The organism is Ruegeria sp. YTSA168, assembly GCF_059610045.1.
In genome coordinates this window covers 1-16,981 of the sequence record NZ_JBXWMW010000025.1, presented here as the reverse complement: position 1 = coordinate 16,981, position 16,981 = coordinate 1, and the positions used below count along the sequence as shown (strand labels likewise).

General features: G+C 55.9%; 19 protein-coding genes and 2 pseudogenes. 8 read left to right on the top strand and 13 right to left on the bottom strand.

Going from position 1 to position 16,981, the window contains the following annotated elements; translation table 11 throughout:
- Window positions 1–332: 332 nt before the first annotated feature.
- The gene (locus AC2FFE_RS20675; RefSeq protein ID WP_496821051.1) at window positions 333–479 is read left to right on the top strand and encodes a hypothetical protein; all 147 of its coding nucleotides are present in this window, start codon (window positions 333–335) and stop codon (window positions 477–479) included.
- Window positions 480–533: 54 nt separating this feature from the next.
- Here AC2FFE_RS20675 and AC2FFE_RS20670 read toward each other — a convergent pair whose 3' ends face one another.
- On the bottom strand, window positions 534–1,379 hold the full coding sequence (locus tag AC2FFE_RS20670) for an EamA family transporter (RefSeq protein WP_496821052.1): 846 nt from the start codon (window positions 1,377–1,379) through the stop codon (window positions 534–536).
- A gap of 141 nt (window positions 1,380–1,520) precedes the next feature.
- Between AC2FFE_RS20670 and AC2FFE_RS20665 the strand changes: the two are divergent.
- Window positions 1,521–1,954, top strand: a pseudogene (locus AC2FFE_RS20665) (group II truncated hemoglobin).
- Between the two features lie 10 nt (window positions 1,955–1,964).
- Here the strand turns inward: AC2FFE_RS20665 and AC2FFE_RS20660 are convergent.
- The 8 genes from AC2FFE_RS20660 to AC2FFE_RS20625 form a co-directional block, all read right to left on the bottom strand.
- Window positions 1,965–2,399: a type 1 glutamine amidotransferase gene (locus AC2FFE_RS20660; RefSeq protein WP_496821054.1), complete on the bottom strand. Its 435-nt coding sequence runs from the start codon at window positions 2,397–2,399 to the stop codon at window positions 1,965–1,967.
- A gap of 12 nt (window positions 2,400–2,411) precedes the next feature.
- Window positions 2,412–2,675, bottom strand: a complete 264-nt coding sequence (locus AC2FFE_RS20655) for a hypothetical protein (RefSeq protein ID WP_496821055.1) — start codon at window positions 2,673–2,675, stop codon at window positions 2,412–2,414.
- An 80-nt stretch (window positions 2,676–2,755) separates the two neighbouring features.
- Entirely contained in the window at window positions 2,756–4,084 is a 1,329-nt protein-coding gene (gene glnT / locus AC2FFE_RS20650) for a type III glutamate--ammonia ligase (RefSeq protein WP_496847583.1), read from the bottom strand.
- Between the two features lie 84 nt (window positions 4,085–4,168).
- Window positions 4,169–5,500 (bottom strand): FMN-binding glutamate synthase family protein, encoded by a 1,332-nt coding sequence (locus tag AC2FFE_RS20645; RefSeq protein ID WP_496821078.1) that lies wholly within the window; start codon window positions 5,498–5,500, stop codon window positions 4,169–4,171.
- A 14-nt stretch (window positions 5,501–5,514) separates the two neighbouring features.
- Complete coding sequence (locus AC2FFE_RS20640) at window positions 5,515–6,198, bottom strand: protein GlxC (protein WP_496821057.1); 684 nt, start codon at window positions 6,196–6,198, stop codon at window positions 5,515–5,517.
- A gap of 1 nt (window position 6,199) precedes the next feature.
- Window positions 6,200–7,129, bottom strand: a complete 930-nt coding sequence (locus tag AC2FFE_RS20635) for a class II glutamine amidotransferase (RefSeq protein ID WP_496821058.1) — start codon at window positions 7,127–7,129, stop codon at window positions 6,200–6,202.
- Window positions 7,130–7,277: 148 nt separating this feature from the next.
- A complete protein-coding gene (locus AC2FFE_RS20630; protein ID WP_496821059.1) occupies window positions 7,278–7,493 on the bottom strand; it encodes a hypothetical protein in 216 nt (71 codons plus the stop codon).
- Between the two features lie 11 nt (window positions 7,494–7,504).
- The gene (locus AC2FFE_RS20625) at window positions 7,505–8,878 is read right to left on the bottom strand and encodes an ammonium transporter (protein WP_496821060.1); all 1,374 of its coding nucleotides are present in this window, start codon (window positions 8,876–8,878) and stop codon (window positions 7,505–7,507) included.
- Between the two features lie 341 nt (window positions 8,879–9,219).
- On the opposite strand from AC2FFE_RS20625, the gene AC2FFE_RS20620 reads away from it, so the two are divergent.
- Genes AC2FFE_RS20620 through AC2FFE_RS20600 form a run of 5 tightly spaced genes read left to right on the top strand, consistent with a single transcriptional unit; the run spans window position 9,220 to window position 13,573 of the window.
- Entirely contained in the window at window positions 9,220–10,365 is a 1,146-nt protein-coding gene (locus AC2FFE_RS20620) for an aminomethyl transferase family protein (RefSeq protein ID WP_496821061.1), read from the top strand.
- Between the two features lie 54 nt (window positions 10,366–10,419).
- Window positions 10,420–11,016, top strand: a complete 597-nt coding sequence (locus tag AC2FFE_RS20615; protein WP_496821062.1) for a dimethylamine monooxygenase subunit DmmA family protein — start codon at window positions 10,420–10,422, stop codon at window positions 11,014–11,016.
- Window positions 11,013–11,975, top strand: coding sequence for a PDR/VanB family oxidoreductase (locus AC2FFE_RS20610; RefSeq protein WP_496847581.1), 963 nt, complete (start codon window positions 11,013–11,015; stop codon window positions 11,973–11,975). The genes AC2FFE_RS20615 and AC2FFE_RS20610 overlap by 4 nt, the downstream gene beginning before the upstream one ends.
- Before the next feature lie 13 nt (window positions 11,976–11,988).
- Window positions 11,989–13,056 (top strand): heme-dependent oxidative N-demethylase family protein, encoded by a 1,068-nt coding sequence (locus AC2FFE_RS20605; RefSeq protein ID WP_496821066.1) that lies wholly within the window; start codon window positions 11,989–11,991, stop codon window positions 13,054–13,056.
- Between the two features lie 19 nt (window positions 13,057–13,075).
- Window positions 13,076–13,573: a GNAT family N-acetyltransferase gene (locus AC2FFE_RS20600; protein ID WP_496847580.1), complete on the top strand. Its 498-nt coding sequence runs from the start codon at window positions 13,076–13,078 to the stop codon at window positions 13,571–13,573.
- On the opposite strand, the gene AC2FFE_RS20595 is transcribed toward AC2FFE_RS20600, so the two are convergent.
- Entirely contained in the window at window positions 13,551–14,180 is a 630-nt protein-coding gene (locus AC2FFE_RS20595; protein ID WP_496821068.1) for a helix-turn-helix domain-containing protein, read from the bottom strand. The genes AC2FFE_RS20600 and AC2FFE_RS20595 overlap by 23 nt on opposite strands.
- Here AC2FFE_RS20595 and AC2FFE_RS20590 point away from each other — a divergent pair.
- Complete coding sequence (locus AC2FFE_RS20590; protein WP_496847578.1) at window positions 14,170–14,553, top strand: hypothetical protein; 384 nt, start codon at window positions 14,170–14,172, stop codon at window positions 14,551–14,553. The two genes, AC2FFE_RS20595 and AC2FFE_RS20590, sit on opposite strands and share 11 nt — an antisense overlap.
- A gap of 72 nt (window positions 14,554–14,625) precedes the next feature.
- On the opposite strand, the gene AC2FFE_RS20585 is transcribed toward AC2FFE_RS20590, so the two are convergent.
- The 3 genes and pseudogenes from AC2FFE_RS20585 to AC2FFE_RS20575 form a co-directional block, all read right to left on the bottom strand.
- The gene (locus tag AC2FFE_RS20585; RefSeq protein WP_496847585.1) at window positions 14,626–15,045 is read right to left on the bottom strand and encodes an MOFRL family protein; all 420 of its coding nucleotides are present in this window, start codon (window positions 15,043–15,045) and stop codon (window positions 14,626–14,628) included.
- 153 nt (window positions 15,046–15,198) lie between these two features.
- Window positions 15,199–15,897: pseudogene (locus tag AC2FFE_RS20580) on the bottom strand (DUF4147 domain-containing protein); the annotation flags it as partial.
- A gap of 8 nt (window positions 15,898–15,905) precedes the next feature.
- Window positions 15,906–16,883 (bottom strand): HpcH/HpaI aldolase/citrate lyase family protein, encoded by a 978-nt coding sequence (locus AC2FFE_RS20575; protein WP_496821070.1) that lies wholly within the window; start codon window positions 16,881–16,883, stop codon window positions 15,906–15,908.
- Between the last annotated feature and the right edge of the window lie 98 nt (window positions 16,884–16,981).

Below are 16,981 nucleotides of genomic sequence, written 5' to 3'. Positions count from 1 at the left end.
GCCTGCTCGCAAACACCGTCACAGCAGCATGCCGCGCAAACAAACTGCCAGAACCCGAAGGCCTGACGGCCTGAGCCTCACAACTGGCGCTTCAACCGGTAGAAAATCTAGCAGCACCAGTGCGCAGCAATACTGGCATATTTCAGGCCGAACGGAGCGTATGGTCATCGTCTGCATTGGCCAATCTCCGACAAATGCAGCGCGGGTCCGCACCTTGATCACCCGTACGGCACGAAATGGCATGGCGTTGGGACAGCAACTTTAGGGCAAGGATATGTCGCAGGATGAGTGCCGGGCTCAGATCAAACAACTGAACGAGGCGGAGGATGTCTATGCTGTACTCCTATTGCCTGATGCGCCTGCGCATATTGATGTTCTCAACCTGCGAGGTGAATTACAGCGATACAAAGACCTCATACGACCTGGCGCATGGAATCATCCTGAATCGGTTCGTCCTGGCGAAGTTGATTGTGTATTGAACAGCGCTGTAGCGGCCCATCGGGCTCATGGAATCGCTATAGTCGAGCGGATGTTCAAATCGCGAGATAGCCAATCCCGGCAAACGCTATGAGACAACCAAACCATTGAGATGTTGCCATTTTCTCTTTCAAGATCGCCCAAGCCAAAACAACCGTAAGTAGCCCGAAGATAGAGGCTGCGACGGATGCATATTGGGCATTGGGCAAACCCCCGGCAGATACTACGCACAGAAGCGCCACCGCATCGAGCGCCCCCATCAGGCACAATAGGGGTAGGGCCTGAGTGCACGGCCAAAGTGACTTACGTGATACAATGGCGGTTACCGCCAGCGCAAAGATGGCTGTCAGGCGCCCAATCAGCGAAACAATGAACTCGTTGCCCAGTTCAGCTGCATACTGCCCCAACGCGAATGTCGCAGCGAACCCGATTGCAGCAAGTATGGAATAGGCAATCGTCGGCCCGGCGGCAGGATATTCCGCGTTGTCGTCCTCAGATCGCGCGGACACAATTGCCACGCCGACACCAATGGCGATAATTGCCAGCCAATGCCAGATGCTGACCTCGGATCCACGCCAAATCGCAAGAGTGACCGACAAGACCGGATAACTGGCGACAAGCGGTGCAACCAGACGTACTGGCCCGCGCTGAAAGGCAGCATACATGCTGAGACCAGCCAGCAAATAGAAGCCGCCCGCTGCAAGCGCGTAACACATTGCCTCGGCGGAGATGGGGGCGAACCCTGCCCAGATTGCAACAAGTCCGAACTGTAGCGTGGCCCCGGCAACCATTACGGCCATCAATGCCGCAAAGATGTTCACGGTTTGGCTGACATATCGTACGGCGAGATCGTGAAAGCCCCAGCACAAAGCAGCCAGCAGACCCAACTCAAGGGCGCTCACCCGGTCGCCTCGTCCATCCGAATGCTCCAGGAATTTCTGTGTCTGACTTTCAATTTCAACCGTGCCGACATGTCACTGGAGATAAACTAATATTCCTGATATGCAATAATTATTGACAACATCGAGCCGGAGAAGAGACCTATGTCGTCAGCTTTGAGCCAACTTGGTGGTGAAAAAAACTGCGAGCTCTCGTTGAACGGTTCTATGACCGCATGGAGACCGACCCGGCTGCGTATTCGTTGCATAGGCTACATTTCCGCGGTCATGGATTATCACATACAAGACAGGCGCAGTTTGAATTCCTGAGCGGATTTCTGGGCGGTCGTGCCTACTATCGTGAGCGATTTGGTCATATGGACTTGCGAGAAATCCACGCGCATGTGCCGATACGTGAGGCTGACGCCGAGCTCTGGCTGGACACCTTTGAAGCCGCGTTGGCGGATTGCGGAATGGACGGTCCGGTGGTGGAAAAAATGCGCACAACCTTGCATCGCGCTGCTTTGATGCTAATCAACGACGTGCCCGACTGGAGGGTTGAGGCAGACAGCGGAAAGAACCTTGAAGTTCATGACTGATTACCCGTGATCAGATCTGTCGCAATCTGGCATAGATGCCGGACGTCATCCTGAATTGCTCTTCAGAAATTTTGTCAGTTTCAGAGACCATGTTGTGTGCTGCGTCCGCGGATCCAAGCCATTCCACGGCGCATTGATGGTTGGCAGGATCGCTCATCCATGATTGAATCGTGCCCTGAACAAGTTCGGGGTGAAACTGTACGCCCCACGCGCAATCCGATACGCGTATGGCTTGAACGGCGCACCCATCGGATCGCGCTAGAATTGCCGTCTCGGGAAGCAGTTCAATAGCTTCAACCCCATGCCAATGAAGCGCTCGGAATTGTCGGGGCAAGGAACCGAAAAGCGGATCATGTTGCACGCTGTTGTTCAGATTGACTGGTAACACACCGATTTCAGGCTGGGTCATGGGCGCACAACGCCCACCAAGTGCATCAACTAACAATTGATGGCCCAGTCAAACGCCGAAATCCGGCCGCTGGAAATCCTGACCCCACGTCTTGATGGCCAGTTTTTCCGAGACAAGCCAAGGATGAGCCTCGGTTTCCCAGATGTCCGTGGGACCGCCCAGAACAAGCAGCAGATCGAAACCTGCCAGATTGGGAACTGGCTGCCCCTCGTGAAGGTGTACGATCCGGGAGGTGTCGTCATGCGACGCGATATGTTCAAGAAACGCGACCGGGTTTTCGCCCGGTGTATGTTGAAAAATCAGAACATTCATGCGGTTAAAGTGGCAGCGTGGTTAAAGAGCGCAGGGCCACAGAACAAACTGTGGCCCCGTACTTCGTTTGGATCAATGGATCAGATGTCCAATGTGTTTTCTTTTTCCCAGCGAGAGAAGTGGGACACAAACGAATTCCATTCCTGATGCTTCATCTTCAGGAACGCTGAAGAGAATTCGGCCCCCATCATCGCCTTTAGGTCCTTGTCCTTGTCATATTCCCGAAGGGCATCGAGCATGTTCAAGGGCAGTTTGGGAGCGCCGCGTACTTTGTGGCCTTCGGCGTACATATCAATGTCCCATCGCTTGCCCGGATCGGCTTTGGACCGAATGCCAGACAGGCCCGCCGCAATAATCACCGCCTGCAACAGATAGGGGTTGGTTGCGCCATCGGGCAGGCGCAGTTCGAACCGTCCAGGGCCAGGGACGCGGACCATGTGGGTGCGGTTGTTGCCGGTCCAGGTCACGGTATTGGGGGCCCATGTCGCACCCGACATGGTACGCGGCGCGTTGATCCGCTTGTAGCTGTTCACCGTAGGGTTGGTAATTGCCGCCAAAGCGCTGGCGTGTTTCATGATGCCGCCCAGAAAATGCTTGCCGCGCTCTCCCAATCCAACCTCACCGGTCGGACCGTCGCCCTCACCGGCAAATACGTTGGTTTTCGCATCCGCCCCGGGCGCATCCCAGACCGAGATATGGGCATGGCAGCCATTGCCCGTCAGCCCCTCGACCGGCTTGGGCATAAAGGTTGCCCGAAGCCCATGCTTTTCGGCGACCGATTTGGTCATGAACTTGAAGAAGGAATGTTTGTCGGCGGTGCGTAGAGCGTCGTCGAATTCCCAGTTCATTTCGAACTGGCCATTGGCGTCCTCGTGGTCGTTCTGATAGGGACCCCAGCCCAGTTCAAGCATGTAGTCGCAGATCTCGCGCACCACATCATAGCGACGCATCACCGCCTGTTGGTCATAGCAAGGCTTTTCAGCGGTATCGAATGGATCGCTGATCTGTTCGCCATCGGGGGTCAGCAAAAAGAACTCCGCCTCGATCCCGGTTTTGACGTGCATCCCTTCGGCGGCGGCCTCATCGATCAGGCGACGCAGTACGTTGCGCGGGGCTTGCGCGACGTCTTGGCCTTCCATCACGCAGTTGCCAGCGACCCAGGCGACCTCGGGCTTCCAAGGCAGTTGGATGACCGAGGACGGGTCCGGCACCGCCAGCATGTCAGGATGTGCGGGCGTCATGTCCAGCCAGGTGGCAAATCCAGCAAAACCTGCGCCGTCCTCCTGCATGTCGGCAATCGCTTGCGCGGGAACCAGTTTGGCCCGCTGTCCACCGAACAAATCAGTGAACGAGATCATGAAGTATTTGACGCCTTTTTCCTTGGCGAAAGCAGCCAGATCTGTTGTCATGGTCGGCTTTCCTTTCCCTGTTGATGCGTTTCGATAGAAGAAAGGCGCCGCCCTTTAGGGCCGCGCCTTTTGTCGTTTAACAAATCAGAACCCGGCCTTTCCGGGATACCAGTCGGTGCCCGCCAGTGGTACTTTGGCCATCGCCGCCGCCTCCATTGTCAGGGCGCACAGATCCTCGGGTTCGAGGTTGTGCAGGTGATTGTGACCACAGGCGCGCGCAATGGTCTGCGCCTCAAGCGTCATCACCTTCAGGTAGTTTCGCAATCGGCGACCGGCATCAACCGGATCGAGACGCGCAGCCAGTTCGGGGTCCTGCGTGGTGATGCCTGCCGGGTCCAACCCTTCGTGCCAGTCATCATAGGCGCCGGTGGTGGTGCCCAGCTTCTGATATTCGGATTCCCACTTCGGATCGTTGTCGCCAAGCGCGATGAGTGCTGCCGTGCCAATGGCAACCGCGTCCGCGCCAAGGGCCATCGCCTTGGCCACATCAGCGCCAGTGCGAATGCCGCCCGAGATCACAAGCTGCACTTCGCGGTGAACACCCAGATCCTGCAGCGCCTGTACGGCCGGGCGGATACAGGCCAATGTCGGAATGCCCACATGTTCAATGAAGACGTCCTGCGTGGCTGCCGTGCCGCCTTGCATCCCGTCCATCACCACAACATCGGCCCCGGCCTTCACTGCCAGCGCAGTATCGTAATAGGGCCGCGTTGCACCTACCTTGACGTAGATTGGCACTTTCCAGTTGGTGATTTCGCGCAACTCAAGGAGTTTGATTTCCAGATCATCCGGCCCGGTCCAGTCCGGATGACGACAAGCCGAGCGCTGGTCGATGCCTTTGGGCAAAGTGCGCATCTCGGCCACGCGGTCGCTGATTTTCTGACCCAGCAACATGCCGCCGCCACCGGGCTTTGCGCCCTGTCCAACCACAACCTCAATCGCATCAGCCTTGCGCAGATCGTCGGGGTTCATCCCATAGCGCGAAGGCAGATACTGATAGACCAGCTTGGTCGAATGGCCACGTTCTTCAGGGGTCATTCCACCGTCACCGGTAGTGGTCGAGGTTCCCGCTGCCGATGCGCCGCGGCCCAGGGCCTCTTTCGCAGGACCCGACAGCGCCCCAAAGCTCATGCCTGCGATGGTGATCGGAATATCCAGTTGGATCGGGTTCTTGGCAAAGCGGGTGCCTAGCGTGACGCTGGTGTCACACTTCTCGCGGTAGCCCTCCAGCGGGTAGCGCGACACCGACGCGCCCAGAAACAACAGGTCGTCAAAATGCGGGACCTTGCGTTTGGCGCCGCCACCGCGGATGTCATAGATGCCAGTGGCCGCCGCGCGGCGGATTTCGGCATTGATCGGGTTGGTGAAGGTCGCCGACTGGATCGGGACCGTGCGCGGAATACCGTTATTGTCCATATCTTTCATGTCCCTTAGTAATCCTGTGCGTTGTCGACGTCGAAGTTATAGAGCTTGCGGGCCGAGCCGTAGCGCTTGAACTCTTCGGGTTTTGCGTCGCTTTCGGCGCGTTCCAATAGATCGGCCAGGATCTCAAGATGCTCGGGGCGCATCTCTTTCTCGATGCAATCTGCGCCCAGGCTCTTGACCGAACCGCGCACGAAAAGACGCGCCTCGTAGAGGGAATCCCCCAGTGCATCGCCCGCATCGCCGCAGACCACCAGATTGCCCTGTTGCGCCATAAAAGCCGACATGTGGCCGATATTACCATGCACTACGATGTCTATACCCTTCATCGAAATCCCACAGCGCGAGGACGCGTTGCCCTTGACAACCAGCAGCCCTCCGTGCCCGGTCGCCCCGGCATACTGACTGGCGTCGCCATCGACCATGACCGTGCCCGACATCATATTTTCGGCCACACCGGGACCCACCGAACCCTCAACTTTGATGGTCGCTTGCTGGTTCATCCCCGCGCAATAGTAACCTGTCGAGCCCTTCACGGTCACCTCGATCGGCGCATCCAGACCCACGGCAATCGCGTGGCTGCCCTTGGGGTTCTGCACCTCCCAATTGGTCTGATTGGTGTCTTTGCTTTGTGCCTGCAACGCCGCGTTCAAACCACGCAAGCCGCTTTCAGATACATCATAAGTCTGCATGTCAGGCGGCCTTTTCGTGGGTTGTTGGGCTGTCATTGTGCGACCAGAAATAAACTGTCGAGGGTTCGGGCTCCCAAACCCTTGCATCTTCAATACCCGGCAGGTTGACCAGCGCGCGGTATTCGCTGCCAAAGGCCACATATTGATCGGTCTCGGCCATCACAGCTGGCTTGCAGGCAATCGGATCGCGCACTACGCCAAACCCGTCCTTGGTGCCCACGACGAAGTTGAAAAAGCCATCCAGATCATCCAGGCTGGATTGCAGTGCTTCACCCAAAGTCGCCCCGTTCATCATCTTCCAGGTCAGGTAGGCGGCCCCAACTTCGGTGTCGTTTTCTGTCTGGATGACGACCCCTTCACGGCGCAGCTTGCGGCGCAACGAGTTGTGGTTCGACAACGAGCCGTTGTGCACAAGACACTGATCCAACCCGGTGTTGAACGGGTGTGCCCCCATCGTCGTGACCGCGGATTCCGTGGCCATGCGCGTGTGGCCGATGCCATGCGTGCCAGTCATCGCCGAGATATCAAAGCGAGCAGCCACGTCCTTGGGCAGACCGACCTCCTTGTAGATTTCCAGCATATCGCCATGGCTCATAATCCGAACCGACGGCCGGATTTCCGCAAGCGCCGCGCGTGCGTCTTCAAAGCGGCCTGCAGGAATATTCAACACGGTATGTGTATCATTGTCCGACTGCGTGACAGTTCCACCTAGAACCCGACCCAATTCGTCGGCCAGACCTGCGAAATCTGTTTCGGGGTTTGCAGATTGAAGCGTCAGCTTGCTCTGACCTTGCAAACCATCACGATAGATCGCAATGCCTGCACTGTCAGGGCCCCGATCTGTCATGGTAATCAGCATGTCTGTCAACATCTCACCCAATTTGGGTGAAAGCGACTGGTCCTTAAGGAATAATCCTACAATCCCGCACATGGCTGGCCGGTCTCCTTTGTGTGTTTCGTTTCGATTCGATGCTATCAACAATGTGTCGGGAAAGCAATAATCACAGGAATAAAATATTACTAACAGGCAATGGACGCGCATGCAGTTCTCGCGTCCATTGCCTGTTTTCAGAGCTGGGTTAGTATCTTTCCAACTGCGCCTTCACCTTCTCTTCGTCCCCGGTGTGGCGCGCCTTTTCAAGGTGCTCGCGTTCGCGGACGAACTGGATGCGATGCCATCCGATCCAGAACGCCAGGCCAATGATGAACATTAGAACTTCGTAACCCTGGAAGGGATAAATCGGTCCGACTTCGGCAAGATCGACTGCCCAGTTTGAGTATCCGTTTGTAGACATGTCTTACTCCCTTACTTAGCTGCGACGCCGCGGGCAGCGAGTTCTTCTTTATCAGCTTGGATAATTGCTGCTTTGGCGTCTTCGTAGGCATGGTGCTCGGCATAATCGAGACCCTGAAGTTCAACCTCTTCCGGGATGCGGAGCACACCTGCAGCCGCCTGAATTTTTGCCAGGATCCAGCCGGGCAGGAAGCCCAGTACAAAGAACATGATGACCGCGCCGGTGATCTGACCGATCGGATTGATTGTGGCATAGCCTTCGTATGGCGATGACGGCACGCCCCACAGGACGAAGCCCGAGATCACCAGCCCAACAAAACCGGCATAGCCATGTACCGCGACTGCGCCTACGGCGTCGTCCAGCTTGAACCGGCGCTCAACCCAATAGTGCAGCTTGTACACGATCACGACACCAATAGCGGCAATGATCATCGCCTGGATCGGGTGATACAGGTCGTTCCCGGCCGAAGCTGTGATGATCCCGGCAAGCCCGCCTGAGAAGGTCCAGAACGCATCACCCTTCGAGATCACATAGGCCGCCATCAGGCCGCCGGACAGCGACATGAGGAAATTGAAGGTAATCGCGGAAAGCGTGGTTGGTGCCAGATAAATATTGGTTGCGGTCCAGGTCACACCGGTGATCTGGCCGTCGATACCTTCCGGCGAAATCACAGGCACATTGCATGCGGCGTAGAAACCCCAGAAACCAGTGTAGATCAGGAAAATCCCGATGGTCAGCAGCCAAGGGTTGTGAGGTGGAATATCCCGCGGTGTGCCATCCTTGGCAAATTTGCCAAGACGCGGACCCAGGACCATAATCACGCCAAGTGCGTAGCCGCCTGCAATTGCGTGGATAACCCCGGAAGCATAGGCATCGTGGTAGCCAAGAATTCGCACCATCCAGCCGCCGTAATGCCAGCCCCATGCAGCGTCAATTATCCACCAGACCGAACCGATCATAACTGCATGTACCCATAAAGCCGAAGATCTGATCCGCTCGATGACGGAACCCGAAACGATCGAGGCAGCTGTCCAAGAGAACAACAGGAATGCGGCCCAGAAGACCCCAGTGATTCTGTCGCCTAGGTTGGTTGCCATCGTGTCTGCCCAAGGTAGATTCGCAGCACCCGCTTCGGTGTCTAGACCGCCCCAGAAGGGGAAGTTTGGAAACGCCCAATAAATCCACCATCCGAAGAAGAAAAATGTGACCGTCACCAGCGGGATGATCATGATGTTTTTCATCAATGTGTGCATATGGTTACGGGCACGGCTGGCACCGACCTCGTACATGCAAAAGCCCACATGGATGAGGAACATGAAAACGACCGTTACCCAGTAGTAAAACTCGGTAAAGACCGTGGTTAGTGCATTTAGATTACCATCCACTTTGTTGTCTCCCTATTGTTGCAGCAGGAAGTTGTTCTGCGATGGATTTCCTGCTGGGAATATTTATCTACTCAGGGGACAATCTCATTGGCGACCTGTCAATAGATATGTTGGGCAAATATCTTTAGGGTATTTGGCGCACGCACAGTAATACATGCTGAAGACTAGATTATAGCATTGATAAATAATCACTTTTACCAATTCTGGTAATTTTCTAAGGGTGCAGAAAACGCAGCCTAATATTCCCAGTAGGAAAATATTCTGCACATGGGTGTTGATTTTCGATCCAACATCGGCCTCAATATGGTCAAGAAAAAAGCAATCAACGGGAGAGCTGAACAATGGCCATTCTTTGGAGGACGTCCGCCCTTGCGCAGCGCCATGCCGAAATCGGCGGCGAGCTAGAAGACTGGAACGGTATGGGGACCGCATGGTTCTACGACCATAGCCCGGAACGCGCCAAGGCAGATTACGAAGCGATCCGCACCAAGGCAGGGCTGATGGATGTGTCAGGTCTGAAGAAGGTTCATGTGGTCGGCGAAGATGCGGCCTATGTCATTGACCGTGTCACCACGCGGAATGTGGAAAAGATCATGCCGGGCCGGTCGACTTACGCGTCAATCCTGAATTCCGAAGGCAAGTTTATCGATGATTGCATCATCTACCGCCTCTCGGTGAATACGTGGCTTGTCGTGCATGGCACGGGGACAGGTATGGAGCAGCTGACATCGGTTGCGGCTGGAAAGAACTGTTCGGTCATTTTTGACGACGACATGCATGACATGTCGCTGCAGGGACCGGTCGCTGTTGATTTCTTGGCTAAGCATATCCCCGGAATTCGCGATCTGGCTTACTTCGGCATCATGCAAACCAAACTCTATGGTTGCCCGGTGATGATTTCTCGGACCGGATATACCGGTGAGCGCGGGTATGAAATTTTCTGTCAGGCCAAACATGCGGTGCAACTATGGGACAACATTTTGGCCGAAGGCAAAGACATGGGCATCGTCCCGGTTCAGTTCTCGACGCTCGATCTGTTGCGCACCGAAAGCTACCTGCTGTTTTATCCCGGTGATAACTCGGAAACCTATCCGTTCGACGATGAAACCTGCGGTGATACGCTTTGGGAGCTGGGTCTGGAATTCACTGTGTCACCAGGAAAAACCGGCTTCATAGGGGCCGAGAACCACTATGCATCGCAAGGCAAAGAGCGGTTCAAGATCTATGGGGTGAAACTGGACGGCACGACCCCGGCGGACGAGGGTGCCGACCTGCTGCAGAACGGTGAAAAGGTCGGTGTTGTCACTTTCGGTATGTACTCCGAAATCAATAGCCACAATGTGGGCATCGCGCGGATGCCGGTCGCCTGTGCCTCACCAGGCACTAAGCTGACAGTGCGCAACGGCGATGGGACAGAAATAGCGGCGACTGCGGAAGAGATGCCGTTCTACGATCAGGACAAATCGATCAGAACCGCAAAAGGCTGAGTTTCAGGGGCGCAACGGACACACCGAGGCGCCCTTTTCCGATTTGAGGGCACGATGTCAAAGTTCGAATTTCCCAAGTCAATCGCAAGCCGCCCGGTCTGGGGCACGCTAGAGGTTCGCTCAGGTGAACATCATCTCATAATCGCCGAGGCCGAAGGGGCCGAGGCGGTTCTTGACATAGCGACACCCGACCTGATGGCGAAAACCCATCTGATCTACATCCCCAAAGGGACGGACTTCTCGAAAAAGCTGCAGGCGCTGAATCCTGCGCAATTCTACGAAGGTCCGTCTTATGCTGCCGCGCTGTACCGTATTCGTCGCGTGTTGGAAGACGCACATATGGGTTTACAGGTCTATCTGACCGGCACCGAAGGCATGATGGGTCAGGCCACGAATGAAGTGATGGCTGCGGGTCTTCCGCACACCGCGATACAGACCGAGCATCGCGGTTCGGTTGCGCGCCGAATGCAATGCGTACACTGCAAAGGCGTCACCGAAGATGTCGAGATCGATCCGTTCATCTGCGCGCATTGTGGGCTCAACCTGTTTGTTCGTGACCACTATTCCCGCCGCCTTGCCGCTTATCAGGGTGTCCGAATTGACGCCGAGGACCATGGTAACGTGCCCGAGCCGAAGGGGATCTATGAATGAGTGGTGCCGAGAAAATTCAGGTCAAAGTGACCGAAGTTACCCCGCTGAACGAGCTGGTGACGCGATTCCGGTTTGAACGCGTTGACGGCGGGCAGTTGCCTACCTTCTCGGGTGGGGCACATACTGTTGTCGAGATGCAGGATGGAGGTATTACCCGGCTCAATCCCTATTCCCTGATGTCCGATCCTTTCGATCAGTCGTCTTATACCATTTCTGTCCGGCGCGATGATCAGGGCAGGGGCGGGTCGTTGTTCATGCACCGTCAGGTCAAGCTGGGCGACGAGATGACCATCAGCTACCCGGTCAACCTGTTCTCGCTTGATTTGCGGGCCCGCAAGCACCTGTTTCTGGCCGGCGGAATAGGGATCACGCCGTTTCTGGCGCAGATCAAACAACTGGAACTTCTTCATGGTCATTGGGAGCTGCATTATGCTTGCCGCAATACCGCCTTGGCATCTTATGCCGAGCAACTAACAGACCGGCACCCGAACGAAACGCATCTGTATTACGACGATCAGAATCAGCAGATCGATCTAAAGAACCTGCTCAGCGGGCAACCTTTAGGTACGCATGTCTATGTCTGTGGCCCCAAGGGGATGATCGACTGGGTGTGTAGCACTGCCGCTGCAGAAGGCTGGCCCGAGGACTGCGTACATTACGAAGAGTTTCTGGCCCCGCAACCCGGTAAACCGTTCGAAGTGCGCTTGGCGACCTCGGACAAGATCATTCATGTGGGTGAAAACGAAAGCCTGCTGGAAGCAATTGAACGCGAGGGTGTGGATGCGCCGTATCTGTGCCGCGGCGGGGCCTGCGGTCAGTGCGAAACCGTTGTGCTGGATCACGACGGAAACTTTGTTCACCGCGATCACTGGCTGACTGAAGAAGAAAAGGCAGCTGGCAAGAAAATCATGCCCTGTGTATCGCGCTTCGAGGGCAGGTCCCTCGTGCTGGACCGCTGAGAGGAGGCCCAACATGACCATTCAATTCAACGACGAGTCCTTCCGCGACGACTATACGTTCCACAACTCAGAATGGGCGATCAAACGCTTTCCGTTCCCGTTCCACGAAGACAGCTACATGTATTCGGTCAACATGGAACAGCACCGGGGCGGACCCGAGGGCTCGGTCTATGAGATGCGGTTCGATGTAGACGAACACTACGTCTCCGAGATGAAAGATCGTGCCATCGTTCTGGATCAGGACCCGCTGCGCTGTCAGTCACTGCCACATATGACCTTGGCGGGTTGGGATTTGCTTGAGCTGATCATGGTCAGCAAGTCTGAGGACTATCCGGACCTGTTCGAGCTGCATCGCAACGGCAATCAGTGGCGCTGGATCAACAAGCCGCTTGGGATTGATCACAGTTTTACGTTCATGGATGAAACCACACTGCCCTACGGGCCAATGGAATACATCACCCGTCAGGCACAGGGCGATTTCGCTGTGTTGGATCAACGGGACGAGATGTTGTGGATGGACGCGGGGATGGTCACGACCCAGGCCGACTGGAGTCTGGATTTCGACATCGGCATGAACTTTTTCGAATGGCATGCACCGGTTCCGAAAGCGCATGAGATGGGAATATTCAAACGTGCGCTAAAATTCCTTCTGAACATTCAGCAAGGTGCACCTGCGCGACGTCTGAACTGGACGATGACGGTGAACCCCTTGCTGGATACCAGCCCGGAAAACTATCACAAATGGGGCATCCAAAAGACCACGCTCACGCCTGAAAACATTGCCCACAAACAGCATCTTCGGGTTGAATTGCAGACTTTCTTCCGGTTGCCGCGGTCAAACGCTCTGGTATTCCCGATCCGCTGTTACCTGTGCAGTTTCCAGGATCTGATGACCGTCCCAAAATGGGGTCGTCGTCTGCATCGCGTGATCCGCGATCTTCCGGTTGAATTGGCCACTTACAAAGGGTTCATCGACAACCGTCCCATGATGCTAGACTATCTCAGCCAGTTTGACGACGGTCTGCCAACCTCGCCCGGTATATGGCCCGATCTGGAAACAGAACCGCCCTTGTCAAAGTAAGCCAGCGTCAGGATGGGTCGTGGCTGATCAGGACAAAGCCATTTGGCGGTTAGAGGATGATGCCTTGGCGCTTTATGACGTGCTCGCGCTGCTGCGCACGTCATTCCAATACATGGACGGCAGGATAGACCCACCATCCTCGGTTCATCGGCTCACCGTCGAAGGTATGCAGGCCCACTGCCGAACTGGGGGCGAGATCTGGGCTATCGGCCGCCCTCTTTATGCTTGCATGTTCCTGACCCCAAAGCCGGATCGCCTCTATTTGGGAAAGCTGGCAGTGCAGGAACATATGCGCGGGCAGGGCATCTGCAGAGCGATGATCGACCATGCCGAGCGCCGCGCGGTGACACTTGGCCTGTCCGAGCTTGAACTGGAAACGCGCATCGAACTCACTGAAAACCATCACGTTTTTTCGCGGCTCGGATTTGCGATTGTAAGTACCGGAAGCCACGAGGGTTACGACAAGCCCACGGACTTCCTGCTGCGTAAAAAGATTAGTTTGTCTGCGGGTAGCTGATCACTGAAAGGTAACGCGCGGGTAGGCTTACCAGCCGTTCTGGGCCATGAGGGGCATCCGCATCGAAGAACAGAGTATCACCGGGCTTTAGCGAATAGATATTGTCACCGTGGCGATAGTCGACAGCGCCATCAAGCATATAGATCGTTTCAATCCCACCGTGTTGGAAGGTCGGGAAAACGTCAGATTCCACAGTCAGCGTAATCAAATAAGGCTCGACAATCACGCCTGAACCGTTGGCGCCAATATGTCCCAGCAAATTGTATTGATGATTGGCGCGCGTCCCTTCACGTTCCAGTTCCACACCTTCGCCGGCCTTGGTGTGCACAGCTTCTCGCCGTTCCTCGAACTGGCGGAAAAAACTGGTCAGAGGCACCGACAATGCATCCGCCAACAATTGCAACGTGGTCAAAGAGGGCGACGTGTTGCCGTTTTCGATCTTTGACAACATACCAATAGACAGGCCGGTCAGTTGCCCGAGTTCTGCGACAGTGATGTTTTGTTTTTTGCGAAAAGCACGGACCTCACGACCGATTGCAACTTCGAGCACCTTTTCGCGTTCACCTGTTCGAACGGAATGTGGATCCTGCGTCAGATTGACTGTCATTTCTGCTTCGCGTTTCCTCAATGTCTCGCTTTCAATGTCCTGCTATACTGGTTCGGATCTGATGCGCAAGCAGCAGCGCTGCGATACCCAGTCAGTTCGGGCCATCATAGCATCAAGTTTTCCTGATAGTAAAATAATCATGCTGACAGGGAATGAAGCCGATATCGAGTTTCTGCTGTTCGATGGAATTCCTATGGCCACTCTGACATCGGTAATCGAGCCTTTTTTTGATCACCGCGCCGTTGCGGTGCCCATAAACCTACGCGAGTTAATCTGCTGTCGCCTGACCATGACCGCTGCCAACTACCACTTTTTCAGAGCGGCCTGGGCTCATGGTCGCGTCATGTCGGTATTCAGCCCTTGTGTCCGTTAGGCGTCTCTTGGACGACTTCAAGGCCAGAATATCGTATGGATCAAACCCAGCGATTGCCGAGTTCACCACGCCTCACGCGTCAGGAGCATGCAGCAGGACCTGAATGTTTGCAACATTGGTTCCGGTCGCGCCGGTGATCAGAAGATCACCCGAGAGTGTCAAAGCTTTGTGACTGTCGTTGTTCGCCAGCAAGGCGGCAGGGTCATGCCCTACCTTGCGGATGCGTCTGAATGTTCCGGCATCCACAACTGCGCCCGCCGCCGGGGTCGGCCCATCGCGGCCATCCGTGCCGCCGCTTAGAAAGATCCAGTTACCGGGGATCGAGCGTTCTTCCGCCAATTGAGCGACGCGCAGCGCCAACTCCTGATTGCGCCTACCACGACCTGAGCCTTGCAGGCGTACAGTTGTTTCACCACCAAATAGCAGGGCGGTTGGGTGGCCACGAGGCGCGGCTTGGGCTGCCTGAAAAATCTGTTCGGCTGCGTCAGACACGTCGCCAATCAATGTGTCGGACACAATTTCGGCCCGGCAGGTCTGTGCGGTACAGCGAAATGCTGCTTCAAGACTGATCGTATTCGACCTGATCAGATGGTTGGTTGCCGCAAGCGCTTTGGTTTGTTCAGGAATACTCCGTTCTAGATGGGTACGGGCAGATTTGGGTAGCCGATGCCATATCCCGGCCTCAATACAGGTCCTGCGGGCATCGGCGTGGCTTCTTATTGGTCCAGCGGTTGGTCCACTGGCGACCGCGCGCAAGTCATCTCCGATCACATCCGAAAGGATATAAGCTGTCACTGGTGCAGGTGAGCCGTGCCGCAGAAATCCACCGCCTTTGAGCTGGCTCAGGTGCTAACGCACGAAGTTCATCCGAACGATGTCCAGCCCGGAAGACAGTAACACCTCGTTAACTACGATTTTGTCCGACAAGGTCATTCCATCAACGGGTGCGGGGACCAGGGCTGAACCACCGCCCGAAATCAGCGCAATGATCTGATCTTGCTTACGTGCAGCGCTGAGCAGTGCGAGGACCTGCCGCCCTGCTTTCAAGCCGCGTTCATCCGGGATGGGGTGCGCGCTAGTCAACACCGTTGCGCCGGGAACGAGCGTCTGGTTTTCGCGGTGCGTCACTGCAAGCGCGACATGATCGCCCTGAACGTGTTGCAATACCTCTGCCATCATGGCGGGCGCAGCTTTCCCAATCGCAATCAGGATACTGCGTCCGCCCAGTTGTGGCGAAGGCAAAGGTGCCGCCCGTAACCGTCTGCGCAATGATGCAGCCGGATCTGCCGCAGCAAAGATGGCTGCGGCACTGTCCCGCAGGTTTATTGACAATTGCTCGGTCACAATTCTGGTCAGGCCGCGGCAATCTGACCTGCTTTTTCCACCAAAACCTCGGCCTGCCGGATCGAGGCATAGTCGATCAGGCGGCCATCCAGAGACACAGCGCCTTTGCCCGCCGATTCAGCCTCGGCCATGGCGACAAGGATACGCTGGGCTTTGGTGACCTCGGCATCGGATGGCGACATGACCTCATTTGCCAGGGCAATCTGGCTGGGGTGAATGGCCCATTTTCCTTCGCAGCCCAGAACTGCAGCGCGTTTTGCTGCGGCGCGATACCCGTCGGGGTCCTGAAAGTCACCAAAGGGTCCGTCGATTGGGCGTAGGCCGTTGGCGCGCGCGGCGACCACCATGCGGGCCAGCGCATAGTGCCACATGTCGCCCCAATGCGTCATACGCCCGCCATCTGCATCAGCGTCAGTCAGAACGGAATAGTCGGGGTTTACGCCGCCGATGATCGTGGTCCGTGCACGGGTTGACGCCGCATAGTCGGCAACCCCGAAATGCAGGCTTTCGTTGCGTTTCGACGCAGCCGCGATTTCGCTGACATTCTGCATTCCCAGTGCGGTTTCGATGATGTGTTCAAACCCGATCCGGTTCTTGTACCCTCTGGCGTCTTCGATCTGAGTGACCAGCATGTCGACGGCATAGACGTCGGCGGCAGTTCCAACTTTGGGGATCATGATCAGGTCCAGCCGTTCGCCTGCCTGTTCAACCACGTCCACTACGTCGCGATACATGTAATGGGTGTCCAGCCCGTTGATACGCACCGACATGGTCTTGTTGCCCCAATCGATATCGTTCAACGCCTCAATGATGTTCTCGCGGGCCTGTTCCTTTTCGTCCGGCGCGACAGCATCTTCCAGATCAAGGAAGATAACGTCCACATCCGCCTGGGCGGCTTTTTCGAACATGCCAGGCTGGCTGCCGGGCACCGCTAACTCGCTGCGGTTCAGGCGTGCGGGGGCTTGGTCGATTGAATAAAAGCTCATGGTATTTTTCCTTCGTCCTAGAGGTTCGGATAGATCGGGAATTTGGCGCAAAGCTCTGCGACTTCGGCCTTGACCTTGGTCTCGACCGCAGCGTTGCC

What these genes read in the sequence shown, in the direction of transcription:
- AC2FFE_RS20675 (WP_496821051.1), top strand. Translation starts at nt 333, where the DNA reads ATGCTGTACTCCTATTGCCTGATGCGCCTGCGCATATTGATGTTCTCA.
- AC2FFE_RS20655 (WP_496821055.1), bottom strand. Translation starts at nt 2,675, where the DNA reads ATGAATGTTCTGATTTTTCAACATACACCGGGCGAAAACCCGGTCGCG.
- glnT (WP_496847583.1), bottom strand. Translation starts at nt 4,084, where the DNA reads ATGACAACAGATCTGGCTGCTTTCGCCAAGGAAAAAGGCGTCAAATAC.
- AC2FFE_RS20645 (WP_496821078.1), bottom strand. Translation starts at nt 5,500, where the DNA reads ATGGACAATAACGGTATTCCGCGCACGGTCCCGATCCAGTCGGCGACC.
- AC2FFE_RS20640 (WP_496821057.1), bottom strand. Translation starts at nt 6,198, where the DNA reads ATGCAGACTTATGATGTATCTGAAAGCGGCTTGCGTGGTTTGAACGCG.
- AC2FFE_RS20635 (WP_496821058.1), bottom strand. Translation starts at nt 7,129, where the DNA reads ATGTGCGGGATTGTAGGATTATTCCTTAAGGACCAGTCGCTTTCACCC.
- AC2FFE_RS20630 (WP_496821059.1), bottom strand. Translation starts at nt 7,493, where the DNA reads ATGTCTACAAACGGATACTCAAACTGGGCAGTCGATCTTGCCGAAGTC.
- AC2FFE_RS20620 (WP_496821061.1), top strand. Translation starts at nt 9,220, where the DNA reads ATGGCCATTCTTTGGAGGACGTCCGCCCTTGCGCAGCGCCATGCCGAA.
- AC2FFE_RS20615 (WP_496821062.1), top strand. Translation starts at nt 10,420, where the DNA reads ATGTCAAAGTTCGAATTTCCCAAGTCAATCGCAAGCCGCCCGGTCTGG.
- AC2FFE_RS20610 (WP_496847581.1), top strand. Translation starts at nt 11,013, where the DNA reads ATGAGTGGTGCCGAGAAAATTCAGGTCAAAGTGACCGAAGTTACCCCG.
- AC2FFE_RS20605 (WP_496821066.1), top strand. Translation starts at nt 11,989, where the DNA reads ATGACCATTCAATTCAACGACGAGTCCTTCCGCGACGACTATACGTTC.
- AC2FFE_RS20595 (WP_496821068.1), bottom strand. Translation starts at nt 14,180, where the DNA reads ATGACAGTCAATCTGACGCAGGATCCACATTCCGTTCGAACAGGTGAA.
- AC2FFE_RS20575 (WP_496821070.1), bottom strand. Translation starts at nt 16,883, where the DNA reads ATGAGCTTTTATTCAATCGACCAAGCCCCCGCACGCCTGAACCGCAGC.